This is a genomic window from Streptomyces sp. NBC_01092 (assembly GCF_045039535.1).
Lineage (GTDB): Bacteria > Actinomycetota > Actinomycetes > Streptomycetales > Streptomycetaceae > Streptomyces.
This window is the reverse complement of sequence record NZ_CP108659.1, coordinates 223,744-247,575: the sequence shown is the minus strand read 5'-3', so window position 1 is coordinate 247,575 and position 23,832 is coordinate 223,744. Positions and strand designations below refer to the sequence as shown.

Annotated in this window: 13 protein-coding genes and 12 pseudogenes; 10 read left to right on the top strand and 15 right to left on the bottom strand. The window is 65.1% G+C overall.

Going from position 1 to position 23,832, the window contains the following annotated elements; genetic code table 11:
- Positions 1-13: 13 nt before the first annotated feature.
- Positions 14-647: pseudogene (locus tag OG254_RS01110) on the bottom strand (transposase); the annotation flags it as partial.
- Positions 648-790: 143 nt separating this feature from the next.
- On the bottom strand, positions 791-1,849 hold the full coding sequence (locus OG254_RS01105; protein WP_405594777.1) for an alpha/beta fold hydrolase: 1,059 nt from the start codon (positions 1,847-1,849) through the stop codon (positions 791-793).
- 374 nt (positions 1,850-2,223) lie between these two features.
- Between OG254_RS01105 and OG254_RS01100 the strand changes: the two genes are divergently transcribed.
- Positions 2,224-3,843 (top strand): ISL3 family transposase, encoded by a 1,620-nt coding sequence (locus OG254_RS01100; RefSeq protein WP_405576420.1) that lies wholly within the window; start codon positions 2,224-2,226, stop codon positions 3,841-3,843.
- Positions 3,844-4,022: 179 nt separating this feature from the next.
- Positions 4,023-4,761 (top strand): annotated as a pseudogene (locus OG254_RS01095) (transposase).
- A gap of 61 nt (positions 4,762-4,822) precedes the next feature.
- On the opposite strand, the gene OG254_RS01090 reads toward OG254_RS01095, so the two are convergent.
- The gene (locus tag OG254_RS01090) at positions 4,823-5,074 is read right to left on the bottom strand and encodes a hypothetical protein (RefSeq protein WP_405576418.1); all 252 of its coding nucleotides are present in this window, start codon (positions 5,072-5,074) and stop codon (positions 4,823-4,825) included.
- A 75-nt stretch (positions 5,075-5,149) separates the two neighbouring features.
- Positions 5,150-5,734 (bottom strand): GNAT family protein, encoded by a 585-nt coding sequence (locus OG254_RS01085; RefSeq protein WP_328395468.1) that lies wholly within the window; start codon positions 5,732-5,734, stop codon positions 5,150-5,152.
- A 308-nt stretch (positions 5,735-6,042) separates the two neighbouring features.
- On the opposite strand from OG254_RS01085, the pseudogene OG254_RS01080 reads away from it, so the two are divergent.
- A pseudogene (locus tag OG254_RS01080) lies at positions 6,043-6,243 on the top strand (hypothetical protein); the annotation flags it as partial.
- A 148-nt stretch (positions 6,244-6,391) separates the two neighbouring features.
- Here OG254_RS01080 and OG254_RS01075 read toward each other — a convergent pair.
- The 3 genes and pseudogenes from OG254_RS01075 to OG254_RS01065 all read right to left on the bottom strand — a co-directional run bounded on the left by OG254_RS01075 (position 6,392) and on the right by OG254_RS01065 (position 7,714).
- Entirely contained in the window at positions 6,392-6,532 is a 141-nt protein-coding gene (locus tag OG254_RS01075; RefSeq protein ID WP_405595661.1) for a hypothetical protein, read from the bottom strand.
- Positions 6,529-7,437: pseudogene (locus tag OG254_RS01070) on the bottom strand (YcaO-like family protein). Before OG254_RS01070 ends, OG254_RS01075 begins: the two are co-directional and overlap by 4 nt.
- The gene (locus tag OG254_RS01065) at positions 7,325-7,714 is read right to left on the bottom strand and encodes a hypothetical protein (protein ID WP_405576416.1); all 390 of its coding nucleotides are present in this window, start codon (positions 7,712-7,714) and stop codon (positions 7,325-7,327) included. The pseudogene OG254_RS01070 and the gene OG254_RS01065 overlap by 113 nt, the downstream one beginning before the upstream one ends.
- 113 nt (positions 7,715-7,827) lie before the next feature.
- On the opposite strand from OG254_RS01065, the pseudogene OG254_RS01060 reads away from it, so the two are divergent.
- A pseudogene (locus OG254_RS01060) lies at positions 7,828-7,958 on the top strand (IS5/IS1182 family transposase); the annotation flags it as partial.
- Between the two features lie 132 nt (positions 7,959-8,090).
- Here OG254_RS01060 and OG254_RS01055 read toward each other — a convergent pair.
- Positions 8,091-8,390 (bottom strand): annotated as a pseudogene (locus OG254_RS01055) (transposase); the annotation flags it as partial.
- Positions 8,391-8,835: 445 nt separating this feature from the next.
- On the opposite strand from OG254_RS01055, the gene OG254_RS01050 reads away from it, so the two are divergent.
- On the top strand, positions 8,836-11,178 hold the full coding sequence (locus OG254_RS01050) for an ATP-binding protein (protein ID WP_405576414.1): 2,343 nt from the start codon (positions 8,836-8,838) through the stop codon (positions 11,176-11,178).
- Positions 11,179-11,513: 335 nt separating this feature from the next.
- Positions 11,514-11,780 carry a hypothetical protein gene (locus OG254_RS01045; RefSeq protein ID WP_405576412.1) on the top strand — a complete coding sequence of 89 codons (267 nt, stop codon included), beginning with the start codon at positions 11,514-11,516 and terminating at the stop codon, positions 11,778-11,780.
- 668 nt (positions 11,781-12,448) lie between these two features.
- On the opposite strand, the gene OG254_RS01040 is transcribed toward OG254_RS01045, so the two are convergent.
- Entirely contained in the window at positions 12,449-14,050 is a 1,602-nt protein-coding gene (locus OG254_RS01040) for an ABC transporter substrate-binding protein (protein WP_405594775.1), read from the bottom strand.
- A 592-nt stretch (positions 14,051-14,642) separates the two neighbouring features.
- Positions 14,643-15,306 (bottom strand): annotated as a pseudogene (locus tag OG254_RS01035) (IS5 family transposase); the annotation flags it as partial.
- Positions 15,307-15,745: 439 nt separating this feature from the next.
- On the opposite strand from OG254_RS01035, the gene OG254_RS01030 reads away from it, so the two are divergent.
- Positions 15,746-16,111, top strand: coding sequence for a hypothetical protein (locus tag OG254_RS01030; protein WP_405576410.1), 366 nt, complete (start codon positions 15,746-15,748; stop codon positions 16,109-16,111).
- Between the two features lie 496 nt (positions 16,112-16,607).
- Here OG254_RS01030 and OG254_RS01025 read toward each other — a convergent pair.
- Positions 16,608-17,384, bottom strand: a pseudogene (locus tag OG254_RS01025) (transposase family protein).
- Complete coding sequence (locus tag OG254_RS01020; protein ID WP_405576408.1) at positions 17,329-18,081, bottom strand: serine hydrolase; 753 nt, start codon at positions 18,079-18,081, stop codon at positions 17,329-17,331. Before OG254_RS01020 ends, OG254_RS01025 begins: the two are co-directional and overlap by 56 nt.
- Positions 18,082-18,347: 266 nt before the next feature.
- On the opposite strand from OG254_RS01020, the pseudogene OG254_RS01015 reads away from it, so the two are divergent.
- Positions 18,348-19,153: pseudogene (locus OG254_RS01015) on the top strand (transposase family protein).
- A gap of 247 nt (positions 19,154-19,400) precedes the next feature.
- On the opposite strand, the pseudogene istB reads toward OG254_RS01015, so the two are convergent.
- Both istB and OG254_RS01005 read right to left on the bottom strand, forming a co-directional pair.
- Positions 19,401-20,205, bottom strand: a pseudogene (gene istB, locus OG254_RS01010) (IS21-like element helper ATPase IstB).
- On the bottom strand, positions 20,202-20,396 hold the full coding sequence (locus tag OG254_RS01005; protein WP_405576406.1) for a hypothetical protein: 195 nt from the start codon (positions 20,394-20,396) through the stop codon (positions 20,202-20,204). Before OG254_RS01005 ends, istB begins: the two are co-directional and overlap by 4 nt.
- Here OG254_RS01005 and OG254_RS01000 point away from each other — a divergent pair.
- Together OG254_RS01000 and OG254_RS00995 are read left to right on the top strand one after the other, a co-directional pair.
- Positions 20,396-20,836 (top strand): annotated as a pseudogene (locus tag OG254_RS01000) (5,10-methylene tetrahydromethanopterin reductase); the annotation flags it as partial. The gene OG254_RS01005 and the pseudogene OG254_RS01000 sit on opposite strands and share 1 nt — an antisense overlap.
- Positions 20,833-21,198: pseudogene (locus tag OG254_RS00995) on the top strand (transposase); the annotation flags it as partial. The pseudogenes OG254_RS01000 and OG254_RS00995, both read left to right, overlap by 4 nt.
- A gap of 54 nt (positions 21,199-21,252) precedes the next feature.
- Here the strand turns inward: OG254_RS00995 and OG254_RS00990 are convergent.
- On the bottom strand, positions 21,253-23,613 hold the full coding sequence (locus tag OG254_RS00990; RefSeq protein ID WP_405576404.1) for an ATP-binding protein: 2,361 nt from the start codon (positions 23,611-23,613) through the stop codon (positions 21,253-21,255).
- Positions 23,614-23,832: the final 219 nt, after the last annotated feature.

The following is a 23,832-nucleotide window of genomic DNA, read 5'->3' as shown; positions in this document are numbered from 1 at the left end:
TGCCCTTAATCTCCTAGTAAGTTCCTCGCCAGGTGGGTGTCGTCTCCTCCATTTATGCGCTTGGTGAGGTTGTCGATCGAGGCGATGTGGATCATGGCTTCGGAGGTGGCGGGCAGGGTCTCGGAGTCGCGGGCGAGGCGCCGCTGGAGCATCCCAGACTTCGTTCGACAGCCCAGCGCCTTTTGACGACGTGGAAGCCGCGAACAGCTGGGTTTCTGTTGACGACCTCGACGTCGATTCCGAGGTTGGCGCCGTGCTCGATGACGGCGTTCTTGAAGCCGGTGACGCCCTCAGCTCTTGGAGATGGTCGGGTGGGTCTTCTTGGCCTGGTCGAGGAGTTGGATGCCGACGGCGTTCTCGGACAGGCTCGCGGTGGTGACAGGCACGGCGAGGATGAGTTCGTGTCGGTGAGGATGCCCCGCTTCCTGCCGACGATCTTCTTTTTCGGCGTCGGTTCCCTGGCTGGTTAGGGGCGCATAGGTGGAGGTCTTCACGCTCTGGGGGGCGATGACGGAGGCGGTCGGTTCGGGCTTGCGTCCTTCCTTCACACGGGCCAGGCTGGGGAGGTCGTAGTTGACCTGGGTGAGGATTCCCTCGTTGCGCCAGGCGGCGAGGTGACCTCGTAAAATTCGACCGACTCCAGGGAAAGAGCCGACTGGGCCGACCGCGCACCTCACAACCAGGGAGGTTCGGGCGACACGCAGTCCATCCTCACGGCTTCTCCTAACCGGCTCCGTATATGACCCCGTCCTCCGACCCTGGACTTCTGACCAGCTGGCAGCCGGAGCGATCAGGGATCGGCCCTGCGCTGCATCGGGATACGGATCATCCTCGGGCTCGCGGGGCCCTCGATTTCGTGCGTGGCCGCGACGGCCGCTGTACTTGGCGATACCGACGCCCCCGCACCAGGGCCGCCTGAGCGCAGTAGTTCCCGCCACTCCTCCGCGCTCCAGGTGACCGGCTCAGTCGCAGTGATGAAGTCCTCCAGTACGGCCAGGAACCGCCGCGGATCGGTGTGGAACGGGTAGTGGCCCGCACCCTCGAAGACTTCCAGGCGGCTGCCGGGCATCGCTGCGTGCGCCACTTCGGCGTGCCGGGCGGGCACGACTTGATCACGGGATCCCCAGACAAGCAGGGTCGGGATCCCGGCGGTCAGATAGCAGCGGTCGAGCATGGTCACAACTTGGCCGCGCCAGTCGACCACGGTTCGCAGCGTTCGGATGAACGCATCACGCGAAGCGGCATCGGGCAGCGTGTCCACCAGCCGCAGCAGATCCAGGGCGTCCTGACTGAGCCCGGTGTCGAGCAGTTTCAGCAGCCGGATCGCCCTGGCTGTCTGCATTCGCACCGTCGGAAAGCGCAGGGACGACAGTGCCAGGTGGGCCCCGGGTAGTGAGGCCGCGCGCAACCATGGTGTGACGTCGCGGCCCGCCCCGCCAGTACTCACCAGCGCCAGCCGTTCGGTGCGATCAGGGAACTGGTAGGCGAACTGCATGGCCACCCCGCCGCCGAGTGAGTGCCCGACGAGCGTCGTCTTGTCGATACCCAGCACTCCCAGCAGGTCCCGCATCCCGTTGGCGAAGGCGGGCACCGAATAGTCGCCGCGGGGCTTGTCGGAGGAACCGTGGCCCATCAGGTCGGGGGCGATCACCGTGCGGTTGCGTGCCAGTTCGGGAATCAGATTGGCCCATGTGTCGGACGAGGAGCCGATGCCATGGATCAGCAGTATGGCCGGTCCTTTGCCCATCATGCGGAACGCCCAGCGGTGGCCGTGAATGACCCGATACTGGCGAGAGAGGGACTGATGAATCACCCGCAGCTGCGCGGACTCGCCGGACTCTGGGGAGATGCTTGCCACAGCGACTCCTTTCTAGGGCGTCCGCGACCCTCGGCGACTCGCAGGTTAAGGCGGTTGTAACGACCTGCGTATTGGAGGAATCTAAACGACAAGGCGATATTTTCGGAGCTGGCTACATCACGCGTGCTTCGACGGTATTTGCTGCGGGGATCCCGGATTGCCGTTGCGACCTGCACTGTTGGACGCGGATGCGGCTCACCGTAAAGGCGCCCCGTGTGATATACACCACGCAGGTAGCGCATCCCGCCTCTTAGTGGGCGTTAAGTCCGATCTTCGTCGGTGTCGGCGACGGCTGAAAAGTGGTTCTGGATCACTTTCAGTGCCGAAGCAACGGAGGGTCACCACAAGCGCGATCATGAACGGCCGTGGATGCGCTTCTCCAGGACCTGTGGTTCCACCAGGTCGAAGGTGTTCTGATCGAAGACGTCGAACCTGACGGTGAGTTGGTGGTCGTGCGGGCACGCGCGTCAGCGGAGCGCGCCGGCTGTCCTGCATGTGGAACGGTGTCGGCCCGGGTGCACAGCCGGTACGTACGCCGCCTCGCCGACAGTGCGGTCGGCGGGCGCCCTGTGGTGATCGAGTTACAGGTCCGTCGGTTCCGTTGCTGCCAGGGCGCCTGTCCGCAGGCGACGTTCGCCGAGCAGGTCGACGGGCTGACGTTCCGGCACGGTAGGCGAAGTGCCGGTCTACAAGCGGTGCTTGAGCGGCTGGCGGTGATGCTGGCCGGCCGTGCTGGCGCCCGTCTGGCGCATACGCTCGCGGTCCAGGCCAGCCGGTCGACGCTCCTGCGGCTGATACGCCGTCTGCCGGATCCCGCAACGCATGTCCCCAGGGTGCTCGGGGTGGATGAGTTCGCGCTGCGCAAGGGCCACAACTACGGCACCGTCCTGGTCGACATCGACACGCGTCGTCCGGTCGATCTGCTTCCCGACCGGACCACGGCGACGGTCGCCCGGTGGCTGGCCGACCATCCCGGTGTCGAAGTGATCTGCCGGGACCGTTCCGTCGCCTATGCAGAGGCCGGACGGCTCGGCGCCCCGGACGCGATCCATGTCGCAGACCGCTGGCACATCTGGAAAAACCTCGCCGAGGCGGTCGAGAAGACTGTCGTCCAGCATCGGGCCTTGCTCCGCAAACCGGAGGACATCGCCCCGGTCCGCACGGCCCTCCCGCCGGCGACCGCCGGACTTGCGGCGGAGTCTCCATCCGAGCCGCGACAGTCCGGCCGCCTGTCGGATCGGGTGCGCGAGCACCACTCGGCCGTTCACGCCTTGCTGGACGAGGGACTCGGGCTGCGGGCGATCGCCCGTCAGCTCGGGCTGGCCCGCAACACCGTCCGCCGGCTCGCACACGCGACCAATGCGGACGAACTCCTCGTCGGGCGGTGGACCGGGCGCCCCAGTGTCCTCGATCCCTACAAGCCCTATCTGCATCAGCGGTGGGCGGAGGGCTGCACCGTCGCTCGCCGCCTGTTCGAGGAACTCCGCGAGCGCGGCTACCCCGGCGGCGAGAGCGTGGTGAAGAAGTACGTGCAGCGGCTCCGGAAAGCCTTCCCGCACGACGATCCGCCCCGCAAAGCGCCGTCCGTGCGGGACGTCACCGGCTGGATCACCCGCCGCCCAGACCGGCTCAATGACGATCAGGCCCAGCAGCTCAAGGAGATCCTTGCCCGCTGCCCCGAACTCAACCAGGCCGCCGAACACGTCCGCGCCTTCGCCGAGTTGATGAACAACCGCCAAGGCCAGCACCTCGACCAGTGGATCGAGCATGCCCAGGCCGACGACCTGCCTGCCCTGCACGGCTTCGTCAACGGCCTGGGCCAGGACTTCGACGCCGTCGTCGCCGGGCTCAGCCTTAGCTACAGCTCCGGCGCCGTCGAGGGCCACAACAACAAGATCAAGATGCTGAAGCGGCAGATGTTCGGCCGGGCCAACTTCGATCTGCTCCGCAAACGGGTCCTTCTCGCGGCGCGAGGCCGTTCATGATCGCGCTTGTGGTGACCCTCCGTTGCTTCGGCACTGAAAGTGATCCAGAACCACTTTTCACCCGCCGGAATCGGCTCACATTTCAAGCGTCGCCGACACGTCGGTTGGTGATCGCTCGATCGTGGTATTGGTCGCCATGCGGGTCATCCTTTGGGCATGTCCATGTTGAGATGCGGGGCATGGAGAGGGGGTCGTACCTCAGCGATTTATCGGATGCCCAGTGGGCGTTGATCGAGCCGATGATCACTGCCTGGAAGCAGGACCGGGTGGCGCGGTCAGCGACTGGGTACCCTGGAGCCTGTGACCTGCGGGAGGTCGTAAACGCGATCTTCTATCAGAACCGGACGGGCTGTCAGTGGTGCTACCTTCCCCATGACTTCCCGGCCTGGTCGGCGGTGTTCTACTACTTCGGCCTGTGGCGCGAGGACGGGCTTGACCAGCGGATCCAGGAACTCCTGCGCACAAGAAGGTGTCGGGCCGCAAGCGGGGGCTGGCCGTGGATGTGATGGGGCTGATTATCGGCGTCGTCGTGCTGGCCGCGTCCGCCCACGACAACGCCGCCGGCACGCTCTGCTCGACCAGGCCGCCGAACGATGCGGACACCGCCTGGAGAAGGCCCTGGTGGACCAGGGCTTCAAGGACGAAGTCGTCATCCACGGCGCGATGCTCGACATCACCGTCGACGTCGTCCGCCGCAACCCCGCCGACCAGGGCAAAGGCTTCGGTCCGCAGCCGAAGCGGTGGGTGGTGGAGCAGACGAACGGCACCCTGCTCCTGCACCGGCGCCTCGCCCGTGAGTACGACCACCGACCAGACACCTCCACCTCGCGCGTCTACTGGGCCCCCACCGCGAACATGACCCGCCGCCTCACCACCCCGAGTCCGGCCTGGCGCGACACCCTCGGACTGGCCGCATGAACGTCAACTCCTGGCAGACCTCCTAGCGCAGCATGACGAGACCACCACCCGGGCCGGTGAACTACGCAACCAGATAGAGCACTTGACCTCCGCTCTGGTCAAAACCGAAGGACGGCTTGCCGATCTGGCCACTGCCCGAAAGGTCATCGCAGAAGTCGCACTGGCAGGAACCGAAAGCGAACCGCCTGAGTTGACCACCGCCTGCCAGGTCATCGTCAACGCCTTCAACACCCACCCCGACCAGGCGTTCCGGGTCCGTGAGCTGCACGAACTCCTCGGCATGCCCACCGGCGAACCGGCCATGAAACGTCACCCGCAGCCGCCTCGGACGCCTCACCCGTCAAGGCTTCCTCACTCAACCCGGACGCGGTCTCTACCAGAAACGGGCTTAGCGCCGCTTTGCGTGAGCTGGAATCGGCACGGCCGACGGCCGCCACTCTCGCCTGATCAATCCGAACACCCACGAGTCGGATACTTCGCCGTTCACGACGCAGTCTTCCCGCAACGTCCCTTCACGCATGAATCCGATCTTCTCCAGGACCCGGGCAGACGCCACATTGCGCGTGTCGGTCTCGGCCTGGATTCGATTCAGGTCCAGTGTGTCGAATGCCCACTGCAGCAGGGCGTGTGCCGCCTCCGTCGCGTAGCCGTGGCCCCACATCGCCTCGGCGAGGCAGTAGCCCAACGACGCGCTGCGGTAGTCCGGGTTCCATTCGGCCAGAACGCACCAGCCGACGAAGGCCCCGTCAGAAGCACGGTCGATGGCCACCCGCGCCCCGGTGCCTTCGTCCGCCATCGTCCGGCACATCGCGATGAAACGCTCGGCGCGGGCCCGGTCGGTCCACGGCGGAGAGTCCCAGTAGCGCATCACGTAGGTGCTGCTGTGCAGCGCGAACAGGGGGTCCGCGTCGGCGTCGGTGAAGGGTCGCAGTCGCAGGCGAGCGGTGTGCAGTATGGGGGTGGCCAAAGTCATGCGCACCATCTTGTGTCCTCATGGGGCGGGCAGAACACCGAATATCCGTTCCCGGTCCGGCCATCACGACCAAGGCACCGCCTACCAGCAGATTGGTGCATGCCTTCAACCAGCACCCCCGACCAGACATTCAGGGTCTGCGAACGGCACGACTACTCGGCCTGCCCACCGACGGCCCAGACATGAACGTCACCCGCAGCCGCCTCGGACGCCAAGGCTTCCTCACCCAACCGCACAAGGCCACTACTAGAAACGGACTTAACGACCTCTCAAGTGTGGCTTTGTCGTTTCGCACGCTGTCGAGGTAGATGGTGCGGCTGCGGATTCCGCGGGCCAAGAGTTCTTCGTTGGGGCCCCGGGTGGCTGCCATGGTGGCAGTGTCCGCACTGTGCGGCGCGGCGAGCAGCTTCTCCACCCCGGCCGCCAGAGGCGTCGTGGTGGAAGTGGTGCCAGCCGAGATGCGGTACGCGGCGAACGCGCTGCTCAAGATCGGCCAGAACACCGTCAAGATTGCGGGCCCTGCGGTGGGTGGGGTGCTGGTCGCCGCCGTCGGGTCGAGCTGGGTGATCGGCTGGGGACGGCGACCCCCCTTGGCCAGGAGCATCAGGATCTCCTTGTGCCGCACGGGTGCGCTATGGTGCCACAACCCGTCGATGATCAGGACGCGGTCGCCGGCCTTGAGGGGAAGACGGAGAGGAGGTCTCCGCGCTGAACGGGTGGGTGCACGATCGCGCCCGGCAGGATGCTCGTGATGCGGGCCGCGGTGATGGTCGGCCCGGCGAAGACATGCGTGCTCACTCAGGCCACCTTCTTCGGCCGGGGCACGGTGTGCCGGGCGGTGTAGCGCAGGGATGGGGCACACACCTTGACCACGGCGACCGCGCGCCGTACGGGCCCCAGGTCAGATCCACCGTCAGCGGCGCTCGTCCGGTCGCGGTGGCTACGGCGGTTGCCAGATCGTGCGCGAGCTGGGTGTCGGCGGGGACGCCGTAGCGACTCGCGATCTCCTGCCACAGCATCGCCTTCCCGGCGGAGGGAGCAGGGGCACGGTGCGGGGCGGGGCGGTAGGCGAGCGGCTGATTGTCCTCGCGGCTCCCGCTGGTCAGCGTGAGCCGGGTCTGCGCGTCCTCGGTGATCGCCCGCGACAGTGCGATGCCCGGGTCCGGGTGGGCGCCGGACCCGGCGACGACGGTCGCGGACTGGGGCTCGCGCCACAGGCGCCAGCACATCACCGGAACGCCGTACCGGTTGGGCACGTGCCGTAGCTCCCACCAGCAGCCTCGCTCGGCGAGCCGCTCCAACAACGCGGCGCAGTATGGGGCGTTCACCGTTGCCGGGTCCACCAGCTCGGCCTAGGCCCCGTCGGTGAGGCCGGACAGGACGTCGCGCTCGATCACCTCGCACAGTCCGTGCACGGTCGCCTCGGCCCTCGTGTTCCCGGACGCCAGGCCGTTCTGGAGGCGGTGGGCAGATGCTGGCGCCAGTCGTCGTGGACCCCGCGGCCCATCCGCACTGCGGCCTCCGGCACGAAGGTCTCGGTGTTGTCGAGCGCAGAGCGTGCGGAGATCCGGTCCAGCCGCACGCGGTCGGTCAGGAGACTGCCGGGATGCTGCTCCAAGTCCGTGACTGCGTAGGGCAACTGGAGGTCTGCAGCAGGGGCGGGGGTGAAGGAGGCGGGCGGGAGGGCTCACTCGGCGTGCCATACCTCGATAGCCTCCATGGCGCCGGCGACGCGGCCGCGTCCAGGGTGACGCCCTTGCCTTGAGCGACCGACAGCGTCCGCGCGAGCGGCCGTACGGCCATGGTGACGGGGATGACGAGATCGTCGAGGCCGGTGACGTCGGCGACGCGGGTCATCCCGTAGCCGGCCAGCAGCGGCTTGAATCTCTGCCGCAGCTGGCCTTCCGCGTGGAGGTCGGTGATGAAGTCCGCCGGGTCGACCGCCTGCGTGGTCGACGACTGAGTGATCTGAGCGGCCATGAGCGAGATTCCTCCTGTACTCGAAGGGACTGCTACACCGTGTGAGGTCGGTGAAGCAGATGGTGAGCAGCACCTCGCGCGAGCTGGTGTCGAGCGGGGTGTGCCATTGAGGGGCGTCGGGCCTGCTGAAGGTCCTGGGCGAGGTCCGACGTGGCTTCGTCCTGCTGGACGGCACTCTCGCCGAGTGCGGCAGGGTCGGGCCACCTCAGCAAGGTCAGGCGCATGCGGGCGTCGCCACGGAGTCGGCGCAGGCTCGCCCCGCGGCGCGTTCGATCTGCAGCCGATTCAGCCGGTCTCCTCAACCAGCTCCCCTTCGCTGAGGGCCGAAAGGTGACGGTCCACGAAGCGCAACGAGCGAGGCTCCCGAGCTGTTGACACTCGGCTCTGCATCGCGGCCTTCTGCCTCGCGTACCGGGCGGCGCAGCAGGCTGTTGAGCCGGTGGAAGACGCCTTCTTCCTGCCAGGCGGCAAAACACCCGTAGACGGTTTCCCAGGGCGGTAAATCGTGCGGCAGGTAGCGCCAGGGAACTCCAGTGCGGCCCACATACAGGATGGCGTTCATGATGCGGCGTAGGCCGTGCTCGGGTGGCCGGCCGATGTCGAGTCCTCTGCCTCTGCGCTCGGCCCGCCATTCTGAAAGGACGGGCTCCAGCAGATCCCAGCGGGCGTTGGGCAAGTCACTCGGATACGGTCGGTCTCGCTCCGTGTTCCGGTAGTGCCGTCAGGCATGGCACTGCCCCAGGGCGCAAACGGCGGCAACGGGGCGCGCCTTGCGATCAGACAGGAGCGAATACGGCGAAACGGCCCGAGGTACGGCATCCTGAGCCACCAACTCTGCCAGGACAGAAAGCTCTTTCAGTGTATGATCTGACATGGATGCTTCTCAGCTCCCCAGCCTTCCCCGACCCCTGACGCCTTCGCATTCGAACAGGACTGGGGGGACGGGCCGGAGACGCACTCGACCATGTGCATCCGGCTCCAGCGTCGTGGCCGGGATGAATTTTCCCTGGCCAGCCGTCGACTCGTGCCATTAGCATTGGAATCTGGTCCCTACACTCAGGGGTGAGGCATGCAGGGTTTCGCACTAGGGTCGCATTATTCGCTCATTCGTTTGCTTTGAAATGGCTCCTTCAGCTACCCGCGGTGTTCGGGAGGGCGCCGGCAATCTGCCGGCCGACGTCACCAGCTTCGTCGGGCGACGACGCCAGATCTCCGACGCGAAACGGTTCCTGTCCGCATCCCGCCTGCTCACCCTCACGGGCCCCGGCGGGGTCGGAAAGACCCGCTTGGCCCTGCGCGTGGCCGACACCATGCGGCGCGCTTCCTTCAAGGACGGCGTGTGGTTCGTCGAGCTTGCGGAATTGCGTGACCCCGCCCTGCTCGGGCACACGGTCATGGAGAAGCTCGGCCTACACGACCAGGCCTCGCGTGCTGCGGTCGACACGATCATCGACCACCTCAGGTCTCGTACCGCGCTCCTGGTGCTCGACAACTGTGAGCATCTGATCGACGACTGCGCGCTGCTCGTGGACACCCTGATCCGGGCCTGTCCTCAGGTGAGCATTCTGGCAACCAGCCGGCAGTCACTCAACCTGTACGGCGAAGCGATCCTGCTGGTACCCCCGCTGCCCGCACCCGATCCCGAGCAGACGTTCTCCCCCGACGCGCTCGCCCAGTACGACGCGGTACAGATGTTCGCCGACCGGGCCACCGCCGTCCTGCCCGACTTCGACCTGCGCAGCCAGGACTGCGCGGTACTCGCCCACCTGTGTCACACCCTCGACGGTATACCGCTGGCCATCGAGCTGGCCGCAGTGTGGTTGCGTGCACTCTCGCTGGAGCAGATCAACGAACGCCTCGCCGAGCGCTTCCGCCTGCTCACCAGGGGCTCGCGGTCGGCCCCCACCCGGCAGCGGACCCTGCGCGCACTGATCGACTGGAGCTACGACCTGTGCGCGGAGACCGAGCAGCGGATCTGGGCCCGCGCGTCCGTGTTCTCCGGCAGCTTCGACCTGGCCGCGATCGAATATGTCGGCAGCGGCGACGGAATGACGGAGGTCCCCGATGTCGTTCGTTCTCTGGTCGACAAGTCCGTCCTGATCCGGGAAGAGCACGGCGGCAGCGTGCGCTACCGGATGCTCGAGACGACGCGCGAATACGGCCAGGAGCGGCTGATGGCGGCCGGGGAGTACACCGCGGTCCGGCGCCGCCACCGAGACTGGTACGCCGGCCTGGTCGAGCAGTTCAAGGCGGAGTGGCTCGGGCCGGACCAGGAAACCTGGGTCAGCCGACTGCGGCAGGAGCATTCCAACCTGCGCGTCGCCCTGGATTTCTGCGTCACCGAGCCGGGCGAGGCCGTGACCGGCCTGCGCATGGCCACCATCGACCATTACTGGACCATCCGAGGCTTCCACACCGAGGCCCGCCACTGGCTCGATCAGGCACTTGCCGCAGCACCCGAGCCCACCCGTGAACGTGCCTCGGCGCTGCGCCTGGGCGGGTGGCAGAGCATCCTGCAGGGCGGCGGCAAGGTCGGGATGTCGCTGCTGACCGAGGCAGCCGAGCTGGCCGAACGCATCGGCTTCGAGGCCGAAAGCGCCTGGGTGACACACGTCCGGGGCATGGCGGCCCTGTTCACCGGGGATTTGGAGAAGGCTGAGGTGCTCCTCAGCGACGCCGTGCTCCGGCACCGGGCTGTACAAGAGGCCGATGGCGAGCACTTCGCGCTGTTCATGCTCGGCCTTACTTTGGGGGCGAAGGGAGAGCGCGAACGGGGCTTGGCCCTTCTCGAGAAATCCGTCGCGCTGTCCTCGCAGTACGGTGAGTCGTACTGGCGCGCATGGTCGCTGTGGGGCGTCTCCTATGTTGAGGTGCTCCGCGACAAACTGGAACGTGCTGACGATGCCGTAAAAGAGGCCCTGCGCATCCACGGACGGATGGACAGCAGACACGGGATAGCGTTTATGATCGACACCCTGGCCTGGGTGAATGAACGGCAGGGACGCCACATCCGGGCGGCCACGCTCTTCGGTATCGCCGCCGCCGTGTGGCACGAGATCGGCGCGTCCGCGGATAATTACGACTTTTTCGCGCCGTACCACCAAGAGCACGCCGCCAGGGTCCGGGCGGCCATCGGTGACGACCGCTACGAGGCCGCCTTCCACCGCGGCTACCAGCTTCCCGGACACAAAGGACTCGGCTACGCGCTGGAGACCAAGACGCTGGCGAGGGAGGCGCCTCGCACCAGCGACGAGAAGACACCACTGACTCCGCGGGAACGGCAGATCGCCGAGCAGATCGCTGCCGGCCTGTCCAACAAGGACATCGCGGAAAGGCTGTTCATCGCGCCGCGCACCGCCGAAGCACATGTGCAGCACATCCTGACCAAACTCGGCTTCACCTCCCGGGCGCAGGTTGCCGCCTGGTTCGCCGCGCAACAATCGTCCCCGGCTGCCGACGCTTAGCTTGTTTATCGCCCGTGGTCGAACATGTCCTCGAACTTGCTGACGCTTTCGGCCGGGTGCCTGACGCGAGAGCGGCCTTCGCTGGATACTGTGCTCCGTCACAGAGGCGCTTGACCAGCACGAAGGCCCTAGCGATGAGTCTGTTGCAGCGGAATGTTCCGCGAGATGCGTTTGCCGAACTGCCAGGCTTCCGGACGGAGTCATATGTCTGTCTGACCCGAAGGCCCGACGCTGTGTTCGATCGAACACCTCCCCCAACGGCACGGGAGCCTCGTGCGTTTCGCACACCACCAGCGTCACCCGATCAGTGGCCGTGCTGAAAACGCTCACTGTATGTGGCAGGCCAGTGGCAGGTCGGTGACCCGCCGGTCCTGGTCGTCCTCAATGCCCCCATGGCCACCGTGCCGGAGTCGACCAAGTCCTTCCTCACCCAGAAACTGACCGCGCGAGCCCGTATCGCCTGGCCGGGACTCGCAGGCCTGGACGTCCGCTACCGCAGCCAGTTCGCCTACCTCGACGGCGAACTGACCGATGGCGAGAACATCAAGCTCATGCGTCTGCGCTACGCCGGATCCGCCGGCCCCTGGGGGTTCGCCCTCTAGCTCGCCAGCAACGACAAGTACCAGGACAACATCCTACCCACCGGCAGCTTCGTCGAGACCCCCGAAAAAGCCCTGGATTGCGCCTGCGGCCTCTACCTCGCAGGCCCGGCATCTGACAAGACGCCACCCACGACATCGACTCCGGAGCAACCCCCGAAGGACTTCCAAAGCCCACCACTTAGCTTCATGAGGTGTCTGGCTCGTCGTTGCCGTCCACACCCAACTCCGCCTCGCGCGGCCCCTCGCAGAAGGCCTCCGCAAGCCCCGGGAACGACCCGCACGCCAAGGGCGCCTCACACCCGCGCTTGTCCGTCGAGGATTTCGCCGCCACCACGGGAAAATCTCTGAGCCGGCCAGCGCACCGAAACCCAGCACCGCAGGCACCGGCCAGCCAACCGGCATGACGAACAAGCACCGTGCACTCGAGCACCCCGTCGGGAAACAGGCCAAACCAAACCTCGAGACAGCCACAACAAGTAGCAAAGCTGCATAAACGCCAAGCTTAGTATCAGGTCCCGCAGATAGCCGTCGCCTTTGGGCCCACTGATCTTCGCGGGGCACTGAGGCGAACACATCAACCACGTATATGGCCAACGTCACCTGGACACGGATCGCTTCCTGTGGGTCCACACACCCAACATGCTCCCGCACCAGCCTGTGGTGAGGACCTAACGAAGTCCAGTGAGTTCCAGTTCCCACAACTGCAAGGTGGAGGAGCTATTCGTCGCGAACTGGCTGCGCGCGGTACTGTCGGTGGCGGCAAGGTACTGCTTGCCCTGCCACAGAGGAAGGATGGGTACATCGGCAGCGGCAATTTCCTGGATTCTTTCCAAGGTCTTCGACGCGGCGATTCGGTCAGGCGTGCGGCGGGACTCCGGAATCAGGGTGTCACGGATCACGCTGTTGTTGTAGGGCGAATTGAGAACGTTGTTGGTGTCAAGGAACGGCGCGAGGAAGTTCTCGGCGTCCGGGTAGTCCGGGAACCAGCCCATGCCGTAGACGTCGAAGCCGCCCTTCTGTTTAGCTATACGGAACTGTGACCAGGGAGTGTCCTCGATGCTGACGTTGAACAGCCTGCTGCTGTTGAGTTGGTTCTTTAGCACTTCGAACTCCTTTTTGGAGGTCGGGCCGTAGCGGTCGCTTGCGTAGTGCAGTGTCAGCTTCACAGGGGTGGTGATGCCTCCGTTGGCCAGGATGGTGCGAGCCTTAGCCACACTTGGCTCGCCGTATTTGTTGAAGAACGCGTTGGTGTGGCCGACGATGGTGGCTGGGACAAGCGAGTACAGCGGCTGCGCTTCGGTGCCGTATACGGTGGACACTAGCTCGCTACGGTCAATGGCCTGCGCTATGGCCTGGCGAACAGCCTTGCTCTTCACAGAAGCGGCGTTGGTATTAAAACCGAGAAAGCGTATCTCAAGCCCTAGCATCTCCACGAGTTTCGCACTGCCATCACCGTCATCCTTGAATTTTCGGATCTGGTCAGGCGACATTGTGCGGGTCATAACATCGATACCGCCCTTCTCGAGCGAGTCTCCCATTTCGGCCGCATTCTTGAAATACTTCAGCACCACTGTGTCTGTTTTCGGCGTGAGCAACCCATGATAGTTAGGGTTCTTGGTGAAGGTAGCTTTCACCAACGTGTTGTCTTTCACGTAAGCCCGCATCGCATATGGTCCGGATCCGTCAATCGCGAAACCCTTTCGGAGCTTGCCCTCCGCATAGTTTTTTGAGCTGACGATACCGGCGACGGGTGTTGACAGCTTGAACGGGAATGTGGCGTCTGCAGTTTTGAGATGGAAGACGACCTTGTCGACACCCAGCGTCTCGACCATGTCAATACTCGAGAGCAGTGCCGAGGCGCCGCTGTTCGCCTTGATGGTACGGGCGCGGTCGATGGAAAATTTCACGTCGGCTGCAGTCAGCGGGGTGCCATCAGAGAATTTCAATCCCTTACGCAGCACACATGCGTAGCGCTCGCTACCGGTATCGGTAAACCCGCAGTTCTGCGCGGCCTCTGGCTCGGGTTCACCATTGCCGCGATGGACCATCAGCGTTTGTACCGTCTGTCGCAATAGATTCCATGCACCCACGTCGTACGCGTACGCTGGGTCGACCGGAGCAGAGACATCGCGGGAGGTGGTGAGTCGATCTGTGGTGCCTGCGACGATGAAATCACGGTGCGGATGCAGGGGACTGTACCTGTAATAGACAGTCAGGACAGCTATGAGCACGCCGACAACAGCCGTCAGCGCCAGGACTTTACGGTTCATTCTCGATTTCTCCAGAACAGTCAAACTTGCGTCGCAGGCCGCGTATGACGGATTGAAGTTGAGGCGGGGGGTCACATGCTTCAGCCAGATGCTTGAGAGAGCGGGACGGATCGGCGAGGCAAGATGTGTTGTGTCCATGGAATATCGTCTGTGCAGGCCTCGGTATCCGTCTGGCCCATCACCGTCTTACTGGGGCCGAGCATGCCCCGCTTCTGCAGGCAGTTTTCCAGCGCAGAACGATTGGACTTGTCAGGGGTTTAAGGGACTGAGTGATCCTTACGCGTCTCCGGTACCGCAGGAAGCGTAGTCGCACTTGTTGTGGCAGGTGGATGTGGCTCGGCACAGCACCGATCCAAGGCATGTGTCCGCATCGCTGCCGCGGTATTCGTCGTGGTGCCCATTATGTTGTTTTCCCCATGGGAGGCGGAGACTTGAAGCGTCTGGAGGAGGTGTTACCTCCACAGCGCCGTCGACGACTGTAGGAACGCTCCGTGGGTCAATGCGTGGCGTCGCACAAATGCGGCACGTAATGCCACGCGGACTTCCCTTTTATACCGACCGTGTTCTGTCTTACAGGCCATTTCATGGTGGGGAGTCTGCGGTAGCAGATGAGGCTGCAGGCGATGGCGGCGAAGGCTGGGAAGTGGTCGGCCTTGCTTCGTAGCGCAGGTGCAGTCCGCCGAGCCAGGCGGTGGTGCGTTCTACGACCCACCTGCCGACGGAGCCGTTGGGAGATCTCGACTCCTCGGCGGGCGATGCGTGGGGTGATGCCTCGCGTCCATAATGATCGTCGCAGGTGAGGGTAGTCGTATCCCTTGTCGGCGTGACGTTTCGACGGGCGCCGGCTGCGGGGTCCGCGTCGGGAGCGGATGGGCGGCATCCCGCGGACGAGCGGTTCGAATGCCTGGCTGTCGTGCTTGTTGGCGCCGGTGATACCGAGGGAGAGAGAGGCAGGCCCTTGCTGTCTACGATGAGGTGGATTTTCGATCCGCTTTTGCCGCGGTGGGTCGGATTCGGTCCCGTCAGCTGCTCCCTTTGACAGCGTGGACGCTGACGGAGTCGATGGCGCACCGGGACCAGTCCGGCTCGCCCTGGCCGCCGAGTTCGTCGGGCACCAGGAGGTGGTGTCTGGCCCAGCCACGGGCCTGGGACCAAGAGGGGCGGCGGAGGGCGTAGTTCTCGGTCACCCTGTGATGCTTCGTCATCGACAAGCCCGGAAGACGGGAAGAACGTCGTCGGCCGCAACCGCCAACTGCGCTACGGCCGCTGGTATCCGAACGCGAAGGAAGACGGCGCCTGGTGGCCCATCGGTCAACCCGACCCCGACCCCGCCACAGCCCTCGCAGCGCTGCTCGCGCTCCAAGGTCTCCCCTCGTGACGTCAGATCCCTGTCCGGGAAACGCGAGGCCCCTCAGTCAAGGTCCCCGGAGTGATCTTGGGGTTGGTCGTGGAGAAGACCCGCTTGAGGACCGGGGAAGCCTGGAGCGGGTCTCTGGCCGTCAGGATTCCGGTCGGGGTGCGTTCGGTTTCTTGGCGGCCGGGCCTCGGCGGAGCAGCGTTCGCTGTGTTGGGCCCGCTCTGCTTAACGATCATGACGGTGTGCTGGTTACGGGTACCGGGTGGAGGAAGGTGAGGGCGCAGGGCTACGTACAGAGTCCCAGGTCCTCCGTTGTCGCACACTCGTTTCGTCCTTGCGTGCTGTCTTCATTCAACGATGCTTGCGACTGGCAGACACGCAGCACCGCTCGCTCCGCCATTGCTGCACAGCGAGGGAACCTCAGGCCCGCGAAGCTCGGCGGCCAGGATTCGCCCCGCGGGCTTGGCCAGCGCAGGCTGGGAAGTGTGAGCAGAGCGCCGATCATCGTGCACCCGCCTTCCCTCACCGGCGGCCGGACCGTCACCCTACACATTCTCGGCACTGACGAAATCCTCGGTACCGCTCACAGTGATCACGACCTGGTGGTGTTCCTCGAAGCCGCGGGTATCCACGACCCCGACAGCATCCTGGACGACGACCGGTGGATTGAGTGGCGCGGCTGCGCCCACCAGTGGAGCGTCTGAAGTCGTCCGTCTGCGATGACCGTGTGGCCCTGGCACACCGAGCTGTCGCGGTGGCCAGGGGCACGCCCTGTACGACCCCGACCCCGCGAGCTGCGACACGCCCTGGTCACAGGCCCGCCCACGGCACCGGCCGCCCCGATCATGTTGTTGACAGCTCTTGAGCGCCAGCGGCCGGCCAGACGGCGAGGGCGCCGCCTGACACCTCCAGTGCGCAGAGCCTTGGGTCAGTTCGCGGCGGAGTTCAGTGCGGGGACACCTGCCGAACAAGAGCTACATGGCTTCGCTGGTGCCCGAAAATGCCTGACCTCCCTGACCTCGAGGGAAAAGTAGCTCAAACTTACTCAATTTTTCCTAAACTATCGTTCACTTGCGGCGGGGTGCAGATCTAGCCTCTCGACGAAGGGCAGCGCGCGAAAACCGTAACGCGCTAGTTCTGTCTTCGTAGCGCCAACAGATCGCTCCGCGTAGACCCTGTTGCTGGATCCTTGAACCGTTTTCATCCTGAATACGTGCAGGTCATAGGGGTGTGGACGGCTTGGATTGCTGTGCTGGTGCGGCGGGTGGAGCACCGTGCTCGCCGTAGCAGCCGCCAGGTCTTGAGCTGGGTGAAGGCGCGTTCGCCGGGGGTGCGGAGCCGTGCGTGGTCGCGGTTGAACTGCTGGTAGTGGGCGGGCTGTTCGCGGTGGTGGTAGTACGGGGTGCGTACCCTGGCGCCGGCACCCTGGTAGGCGCGGTCCGCCAGCACCCGAATCTGTCTCGTGAGGCAGGCTTGGACGATTCCGTGCGCGCGGGCTGCGGTCAGGTCGTGTGTGCGGCCCGGCATTGCGCGGGAGAACCACAGCGGGGTGCTGTCCGGGCGTGCGACGACCTGCACGGTTCATGCCGTGCTGCTTATGTTTCTGGGAGTGGTACGGCTCGTCCGCGGCGATGCGGTCGATGGGGATGAGCATGCCGCCGACGATGACGAAGTCTCCTTCGCCCAAGCCGGCGAGGGCCTCGTGCAGGCCGGGCGCCCAGGAGGCCAGGACCTCAAGAGTTTCGTGCACGTACCGTCATGCGGTTGCGGTGGAGACACCGAACCCCGCCGCGAGGTGGGGCAGGGTCTCGTTCTTGCGCAGGTGTACCAGTGCCGGCAGGGCTTGCTTGAAGCAGCCCAACTTGCGCCATCGCGAGCGGAGTTCACACCTTCGGGCATGGGTGAGACATGTTCAACCAGCTCATTCGGCACGTCGACCGACGCCGGCCTCCATCGACTCCTGGTCGTCCGAAACAACGGCCATCAGGAGTCGGTGCCCGTCGTGCTGGACCTCGCCGATGGTGTTGACCACCCACAGGCCCGTTGCGCTGCGGGGGAGCCATCCGTTCTTCAGGGCCGTTGTGCTGCCGGGGTCGGCTGCTGCCGATACGCCCCAGGCCTGGTCCGCCTCGACCTGGGTCATGAGGTCGTGCGCGTAGGCGCGGTTCTCGGGGGTCAGGGGTGAGTGCCTGGTTGTGATCGCCTTGAGCAAGCGTATCTGGTCGGACGCGGTGGTGGTCGTCACGCCCCAGGCCGTGTCGGGTGCGGTCTCAACGAGGCCGAGCTGCTGGTTGGCCTTGGCCAGGCCGTCCGTTCCACCGATCTCGTTCCAGAGGTACGTGGCGGCGGCGTTGTCACTGACCTTGATCACCTTCTCGGCGTTGGCCTGCTCGACCGCGGTCAGCTCGCGCCCTTCCTCCTGCGCCTTCAGAAGGAGAGCGGCCAGGATGTCGACTTTGACGGTGCTGGCGGTGGCGAACTTGTGGTCAGCAGGCGCGCACTGGCCGGTCGCTCCTGTGCTCATGTCGACGACGGCCACGGAGAGGTTGCCGGAAACGGGCGCTCCAGTCTTGCACGGTGCGGCAGCGGTCGTACCAGTAACCCCGGCACCCGCGATGACGGTAAGCGACGTCGCGGCCGCTATCAGCCAGCACCCCAGCCTGAATATGCTCACCCACAAATCTCCCTTGAGCCATACGAAGAAATGGGAGTGAAAGAAGTCGCATGTTGGCTAGTCATCCCCGCCCTGCCCACTTTTCAGGTGACACTAGAGTGCCTCCAAGCCCCAACCCCCTGCGCCTCAGCGGCAACTACGACTACGGCGACGCATCCCCGCCTCCGTCGCCGCCCTGGACAAGGAGCCTCTTTCATCCTGGGGCGGGAGGGTGAAATGGGCAGGTCGGGCGGGGTGGTGACGAGGCAGGGCCCCTGGTCGTTGGCGTGGTGATCTCACTCATCACACCGGCGACCGAGGGGCCCTGTTGGTTCCGTATCCTTCCATGCTCGACGTCCCGTACGAGCTTGTCGAGCATGTCTCCTGGCTCATCTACGCCCGAAGGCGTGAACTGCGCTCACCCTGGCGGACGTTGAGTTGCTTCCGGCAGGCCCTGCCCGCCCTGGCCCATCTACGCAAGAACGAGACGTATCGGCAGGTCGGCGCCGGATTCGGGGTGTCCGAGGCAACCGCCTGGCACTACGTCGACGAGACCATCGACATACTCGCCTCCTGGGCGCCCGGCCTGCACGAAGCCCTGACCGGACTCGGCGAAGGCGACTTCGTCATCGTCGACGGCACCCTCATTCCCACTGACCGCATCAAGACCGATGAGCCGTACTACTCCCAGAAGCACAGGAAACACGGCATGAACGTCCAGGTCATCGCACGGCCGGACGGAACTCCGCTCTGGTTCTCGCGTGCGACACCGGGACGCACCCACGACCTGACCGCAGCACGAGCCCACGACATCATCCAGGCGTGCCTGACCCGGCAGATCCCCGTGCTCACGGATCGCGCCTACCAGGGCGCCGGCGCCACCGTCCGCACCCCCTACAACCACCACAGCATCCAGCCGCTCCACTACCAGCAGATCAACCGCGACCACGCACGACTGCGAACTCCCGGCGAACACGCCTTCGCCCAGCCGAAGTCCCGGCGACTGCTCCGGCGAGCACGCTGCTCCACCCGCCGCATCAGCACCATCGTCCAAGCCATCCACACGCTGCTGACCTGCGCCTATTCAGGATGAAAGAAGTTCAGTGAGGGCCAGGGCGTTCACTAAGCGATGCTGGGCATCGCCCGGCTCCACAACCTGGCCCTCACTGAATAACTCACGCCCCATACGGGACGAGCTCTAGCTCATCTGCAGAGTGAAGTACGGGCTCAAATGCAGAGGTGTGTACGAAGTTTTGGCCGGGGGGTCGAGGGCGTCAGCCCTCGACCCCCCGGCCGTGTGGGGTGATGCCGCAGGTTCAGACACCCCATGTCGTTTGAGGTCAAGAGGCAGGGGTGTGGGCGTGGTGTGACCAGGCGGTCGCTGCGTCGCCGCCGTCGATCGCGAAGAGCTTGTTGTGGAGCCGGTAGCTGTTGCCGTTGATCGAGACGACTTCGCAGTGGTGGAGAAGGCGGTCAAGGGTCGCGGTGGCCAGGACCTCGTCGCCGAAGACCTGGCCCCACTCGCCGAAGGTCTTGTTCGAGGTCAGGATGATCGCGCCCTTTTCGTAGCGTTTCGAGATCAGTTGGAAGACGAGGTTGGCCTCGTCACGGTCGAGCGGGAGGTAGCCGACCTCGTCGACCACCAGGACGTCGGGCCGCTGGTAGAGCCGCATCTTGGCAGGCAGACGGCCGATGGAGTCGGCCTCTTTGAGCTGGCGGACCATGTCGTCGAGGCTGGTGAAGTAGACGGTGAAGCCGGCCCGGCAGGCCCGCGACGGCCAGGCCGACGGCGATGTGGGTCTTGCCGACGCCAGGCGGTCCCAGCAGGGCGACGTTGGTCTTGGTCTCGACGAACGACCAGGTGGCCAGGTCCCTGATCTTGCGAGGGTCGAGGTCGGGCTGGAAAGGGAAGTCGTACTCGTCCAGGGTCTTGTGGTGCGGCAGCCGGGAGAGCCGCAGTGCGGTGTGGAATCTGCGGTCGTCACGGATGGCGAGCTCCTCGGACAGTGCCAGGTCGAGGAAGTCGAGATAGCCCATCTTGCTGGCGTCCGCCCGCTGGATCAGATGCTCCAGGCTGATGGCGGTGTGGGGCAGGCCGAGCTTGGTGGCAGTGGACCGCAGTCGGGCGGTGACCAGTTCACTCACGCGGTGTCCCTCGAGTCCGGGACGATGTGGGGACGGGGCTTGGGCCGGGTGCCGACGATGTCGTCGTAGAACGACAACGTCCTTTTCCCGACCGCGACTTGGGCGACGGCATGCCGGTTGAGCAGGTTCTGCAGCGGGCTGTCAGAGGGGCCGGCCTGCCGGGGCCGGACGGCGAAGTCGGGAACCTGCACTCGACGAGGACGAGGACCCCCACGGCGACGCGGCCCGGGACGCGACGGGCCACCTCGTCCTGTCACTGCTGGCCTTCGCCGCCGACACAGCCGCCGACACACCCGCCTTCGCCGAACAACTCGGCCCCGAGGAACGCGAGGCGGTGCGGCGGCTCCTCGACCGGCGCGGCACCACCGCCACCGCGCCGGACCGGCACACCAAGCTCTACCCCAACTACCTCGGACGCATCGCACCGCACGACCGGGACCTGGTGCTGCCCTCCCTGATGAACACCCTGGCCCTGGTCGGCACCCGCGAGGACCTCCTCGCCCGCATCACCACCCTGGAACAGGCCGGCGTCGACGAACTCCTCATCCAGCCGGTGATCGACCCGCCCACCGAGATGGCCCTGCTCGCGAAACTCCTCACCTGGGCTGACCCGCCTGCCGCACGTCCTTGACCTGTACACCTACAAGATCACCAAGACTTTGCAATCGCCCTGCGTTGTGGGCGGTGATCGAGCCTCTGCTGCCGAAGGTGGAGCGTCGGACCCGGCATCCGGGACGCAAGCGGCATCCGGACCGGCTGGTGTTCCAGGGCATTCTGTTCGTGCTGCACACCGGGATTGCCTGGGAACACCTGCCACAGGAACTCGGCTTCGGTTCCGGCATGACCTGCTGGCAGCGTCCGGCGGAACGGACCGAGGCCGGGGTGTGGCCTCGGCTGCACGAGGTCCACCTCGCCGAGTTCCGTGGGGTGAACTCCCTTGACTTCTCCCGGGCGGCGGTCGACGGCTCCCACATCCGCGCGTTAAAAGTTCGCATAGGCGCTGGCGCTCCAGTGCTGGTATTGCACCGTCTCAGGTAGTTGAGAAGATCAGCCATCGGTCGGCGGCGCGGAATTTTGCACGGTGAACCAGGAAGCGACCTGTGCCCGTGAGGTGAACCCGAGTTTGGTGAGGATGTGATCCACGTGTGACTCCGCCGTGCGTTGGGCGATGACCAGCCTGGCTGCGATCTCCTTATTGGACAAGCCTTCGGCGAGCAGCGCGGAGATCTGCTGTTCTCGGGGAGTCAACGGTGTTTCCTCCTCGCGGGGGTGAGCCGTTGTCCGCACTGGTGTGTCCTTCTCGAGTGCGTAATCCACCGCTCGCTGCTCGGAGAGCTGGTATCCGCGTCGAAAGGCCTCATCGTAGCCGTCATCTCCCAAGGCCGCCCGGGTCGTGCTGATGAACTGCTGATCAGTCATTCGGAGTTGGTGGGAGATGCTGTCCGGGGACACGCCCATCTCGTCCCACAAGGCAGCGGCGACACCAAAGAGCGTGGCGGCCCGCCTGTGTCGTCCTTGCCGTGCGTTCACCCAGGCGAGAATGTCGATCCCCATGGCGATCCCGGTCTTGCTCTGCATGCGGCTTTGGACGCCCAGGGCCTCGCTTATTGCCGCCTCCGCTCGCTCGGGGTCGTGGTCGACCTCGATGAAGGCGAGAGCCCACAGTGCCCACGAGCGCCAGTATGTCTCACCCCATCGGGACGTTTTGGCAAGGCATTCGTCGAGAAGGGTCAGACCTCGCTCGCGTTCGCCCATCAAGCCAAGGGCCAGCCCGAGTAGGAACTGTGCATGCAACTGGCCACGGGCTGCGTTTGCGGTCCGGAACCCGGAGACGGCATCGCCGATGAGTGATATCCCGCGTGCCACATCTGCGGTGGATCCGAGAACTATGCCCGTGTTGAGCATCACGTAGGCACGTTCTGCGGTGCTGGCGACGCTCTGCTCCAATAGTTCGTCCGCCTCGGCCAGCATCGTCAACGCAGCGTCGTGGTCACCCTGCATATACCTCATCACGGCGTTGAGGCACATGGCCAGGACGCGTTCGTTGGTGGGCTCCGGTGAGGCCGTCAGCGCATGATCGAGCCAATGGCGCGCCTCCGTGTAGATTCCGCGGATGCTCCAGTAGTCATCAATCTTGACGGCCATGCGCAGCGCGACGTGGGCCTCGCCGGGCTGGGCGAGGCAGAAGTCGAGGGCGATCCTCAGGTTGGCGTGCTCACGCCGCAAGTGCCTGACCCACACCTCCTGGTCCGGCCCGATCCACTCCGCCTCGAAACGGTCAACCAGACGCACACACCAGTCCCGGTGACGGCGCCGCATTGCGATGTCCTCACCCGCCGACACCAGCCGTTCCTGACCGTACTCCCGCATCGTCTCCAGCATCCGATAGCGCACCACACCCTCGGCCTCTTCCCGGATCAGAATGGACTTGTCGACCAGGGAGCGGACTGTGTCAGCCATCGCCTCACGGTCCGCCTCCTCGCCACCGCCGACATACTCCACCGCCGCCAGATCGAAACCACCGGAAAACACCGACGCACGAGCCCAGACCCGTTTCTCCGGCTCCGAGCACAGGTCATAGCTCCACTCGACCATCGACCGCAGCGTCCGCTGCCGCGGGGGCACATTCCGGGGGCCCCGCGCAAGCAACCGGAAACGCTCTGACAACCGCTCCGCGATCTGGTCAAGCGACAGCGCCCGCAACCACACCACGGCCAGCTCGATCGCCAGTGGAATCCCGTCCAGATCCCGGCACACACGCGCCAGCACTGCACAATCCTGGCTCCGCACATCGAACCCGGGCAGCACTGCACGCGCACGCTCCGCAAACAACGCGACCGAGTCGTACAACATCAGCGCATCAGGCGAGAGCGCCACATCAGGTTCGGGCACCGGCAGCGGCGGGACCACCAAGGTCGTCTCCCCGTACGCCTCCAACGGTTGCCGACTCGTCGCCAGAATCCGCACCTGAGGACACGCCCCCAACACAGCATCAACGAACAGCGCAGTGTCCTCAGCCATATGCTCACAGTTATCCAGCACCAACAGCACCTCACGGGGCTGAAGGTGCTCGACAATCGTCTCCAACGCAGACTGAAACGGCCGGTCCTGCAGACCCAGCTTCTCCGCCACCGCGTAGGCAAGCAGCGACGGTTCACGCAACTCCGCAAGCTCGACGAAACGCACCCCGTCACCAAAGGCCCGACGCACTGCATAGGCCACCCGCAGAGCAAGACGCGTCTTACCCACCCCACCCGGACCCGTCAGTGTCAACAGACGAGCGCCCGACAAAAGCCGCTTCGCATCAGCAATCTGAGTCCGACGCCCCACGAAACTGGTGACGTCGACTGGCAGACTGCTCACACCCTCCCGAGCATCAGACGCAGTCCGGAGTGCCATCTCGAACATGCTCCATTCCTACCCAACCCGACACCAAGCCTACTCTTCACACCGGGACCACGTCATACCGATCCCCTCTCGTTCGGTTTGCCGAGACCCTGGGGAGTGTCTACTGACCTGCAAGGCGTGGTGTCGACAGGGGCTGACGGCCCTTGATGCCTGCGGTATGCCCACTAAAGGCTGTTGCAGTTCGCTATCGCCGCTGGTCAGGAGCCTGTTTCCGAGTGT

Coding starts and splice junctions, on each gene's coding strand:
- OG254_RS01085 (WP_328395468.1), bottom strand. CDS start 5,734: ATGACTTTGGCCACCCCCATACTGCACACCGCTCGCCTGCGACTGCGA.
- OG254_RS01065 (WP_405576416.1), bottom strand. CDS start 7,714: ATGGCCGCTCAGATCACTCAGTCGTCGACCACGCAGGCGGTCGACCCG.
- OG254_RS01050 (WP_405576414.1), top strand. CDS start 8,836: ATGGCTCCTTCAGCTACCCGCGGTGTTCGGGAGGGCGCCGGCAATCTG.
- OG254_RS01040 (WP_405594775.1), bottom strand. CDS start 14,050: ATGAACCGTAAAGTCCTGGCGCTGACGGCTGTTGTCGGCGTGCTCATA.
- OG254_RS00990 (WP_405576404.1), bottom strand. CDS start 23,613: ATGTTCGAGATGGCACTCCGGACTGCGTCTGATGCTCGGGAGGGTGTG.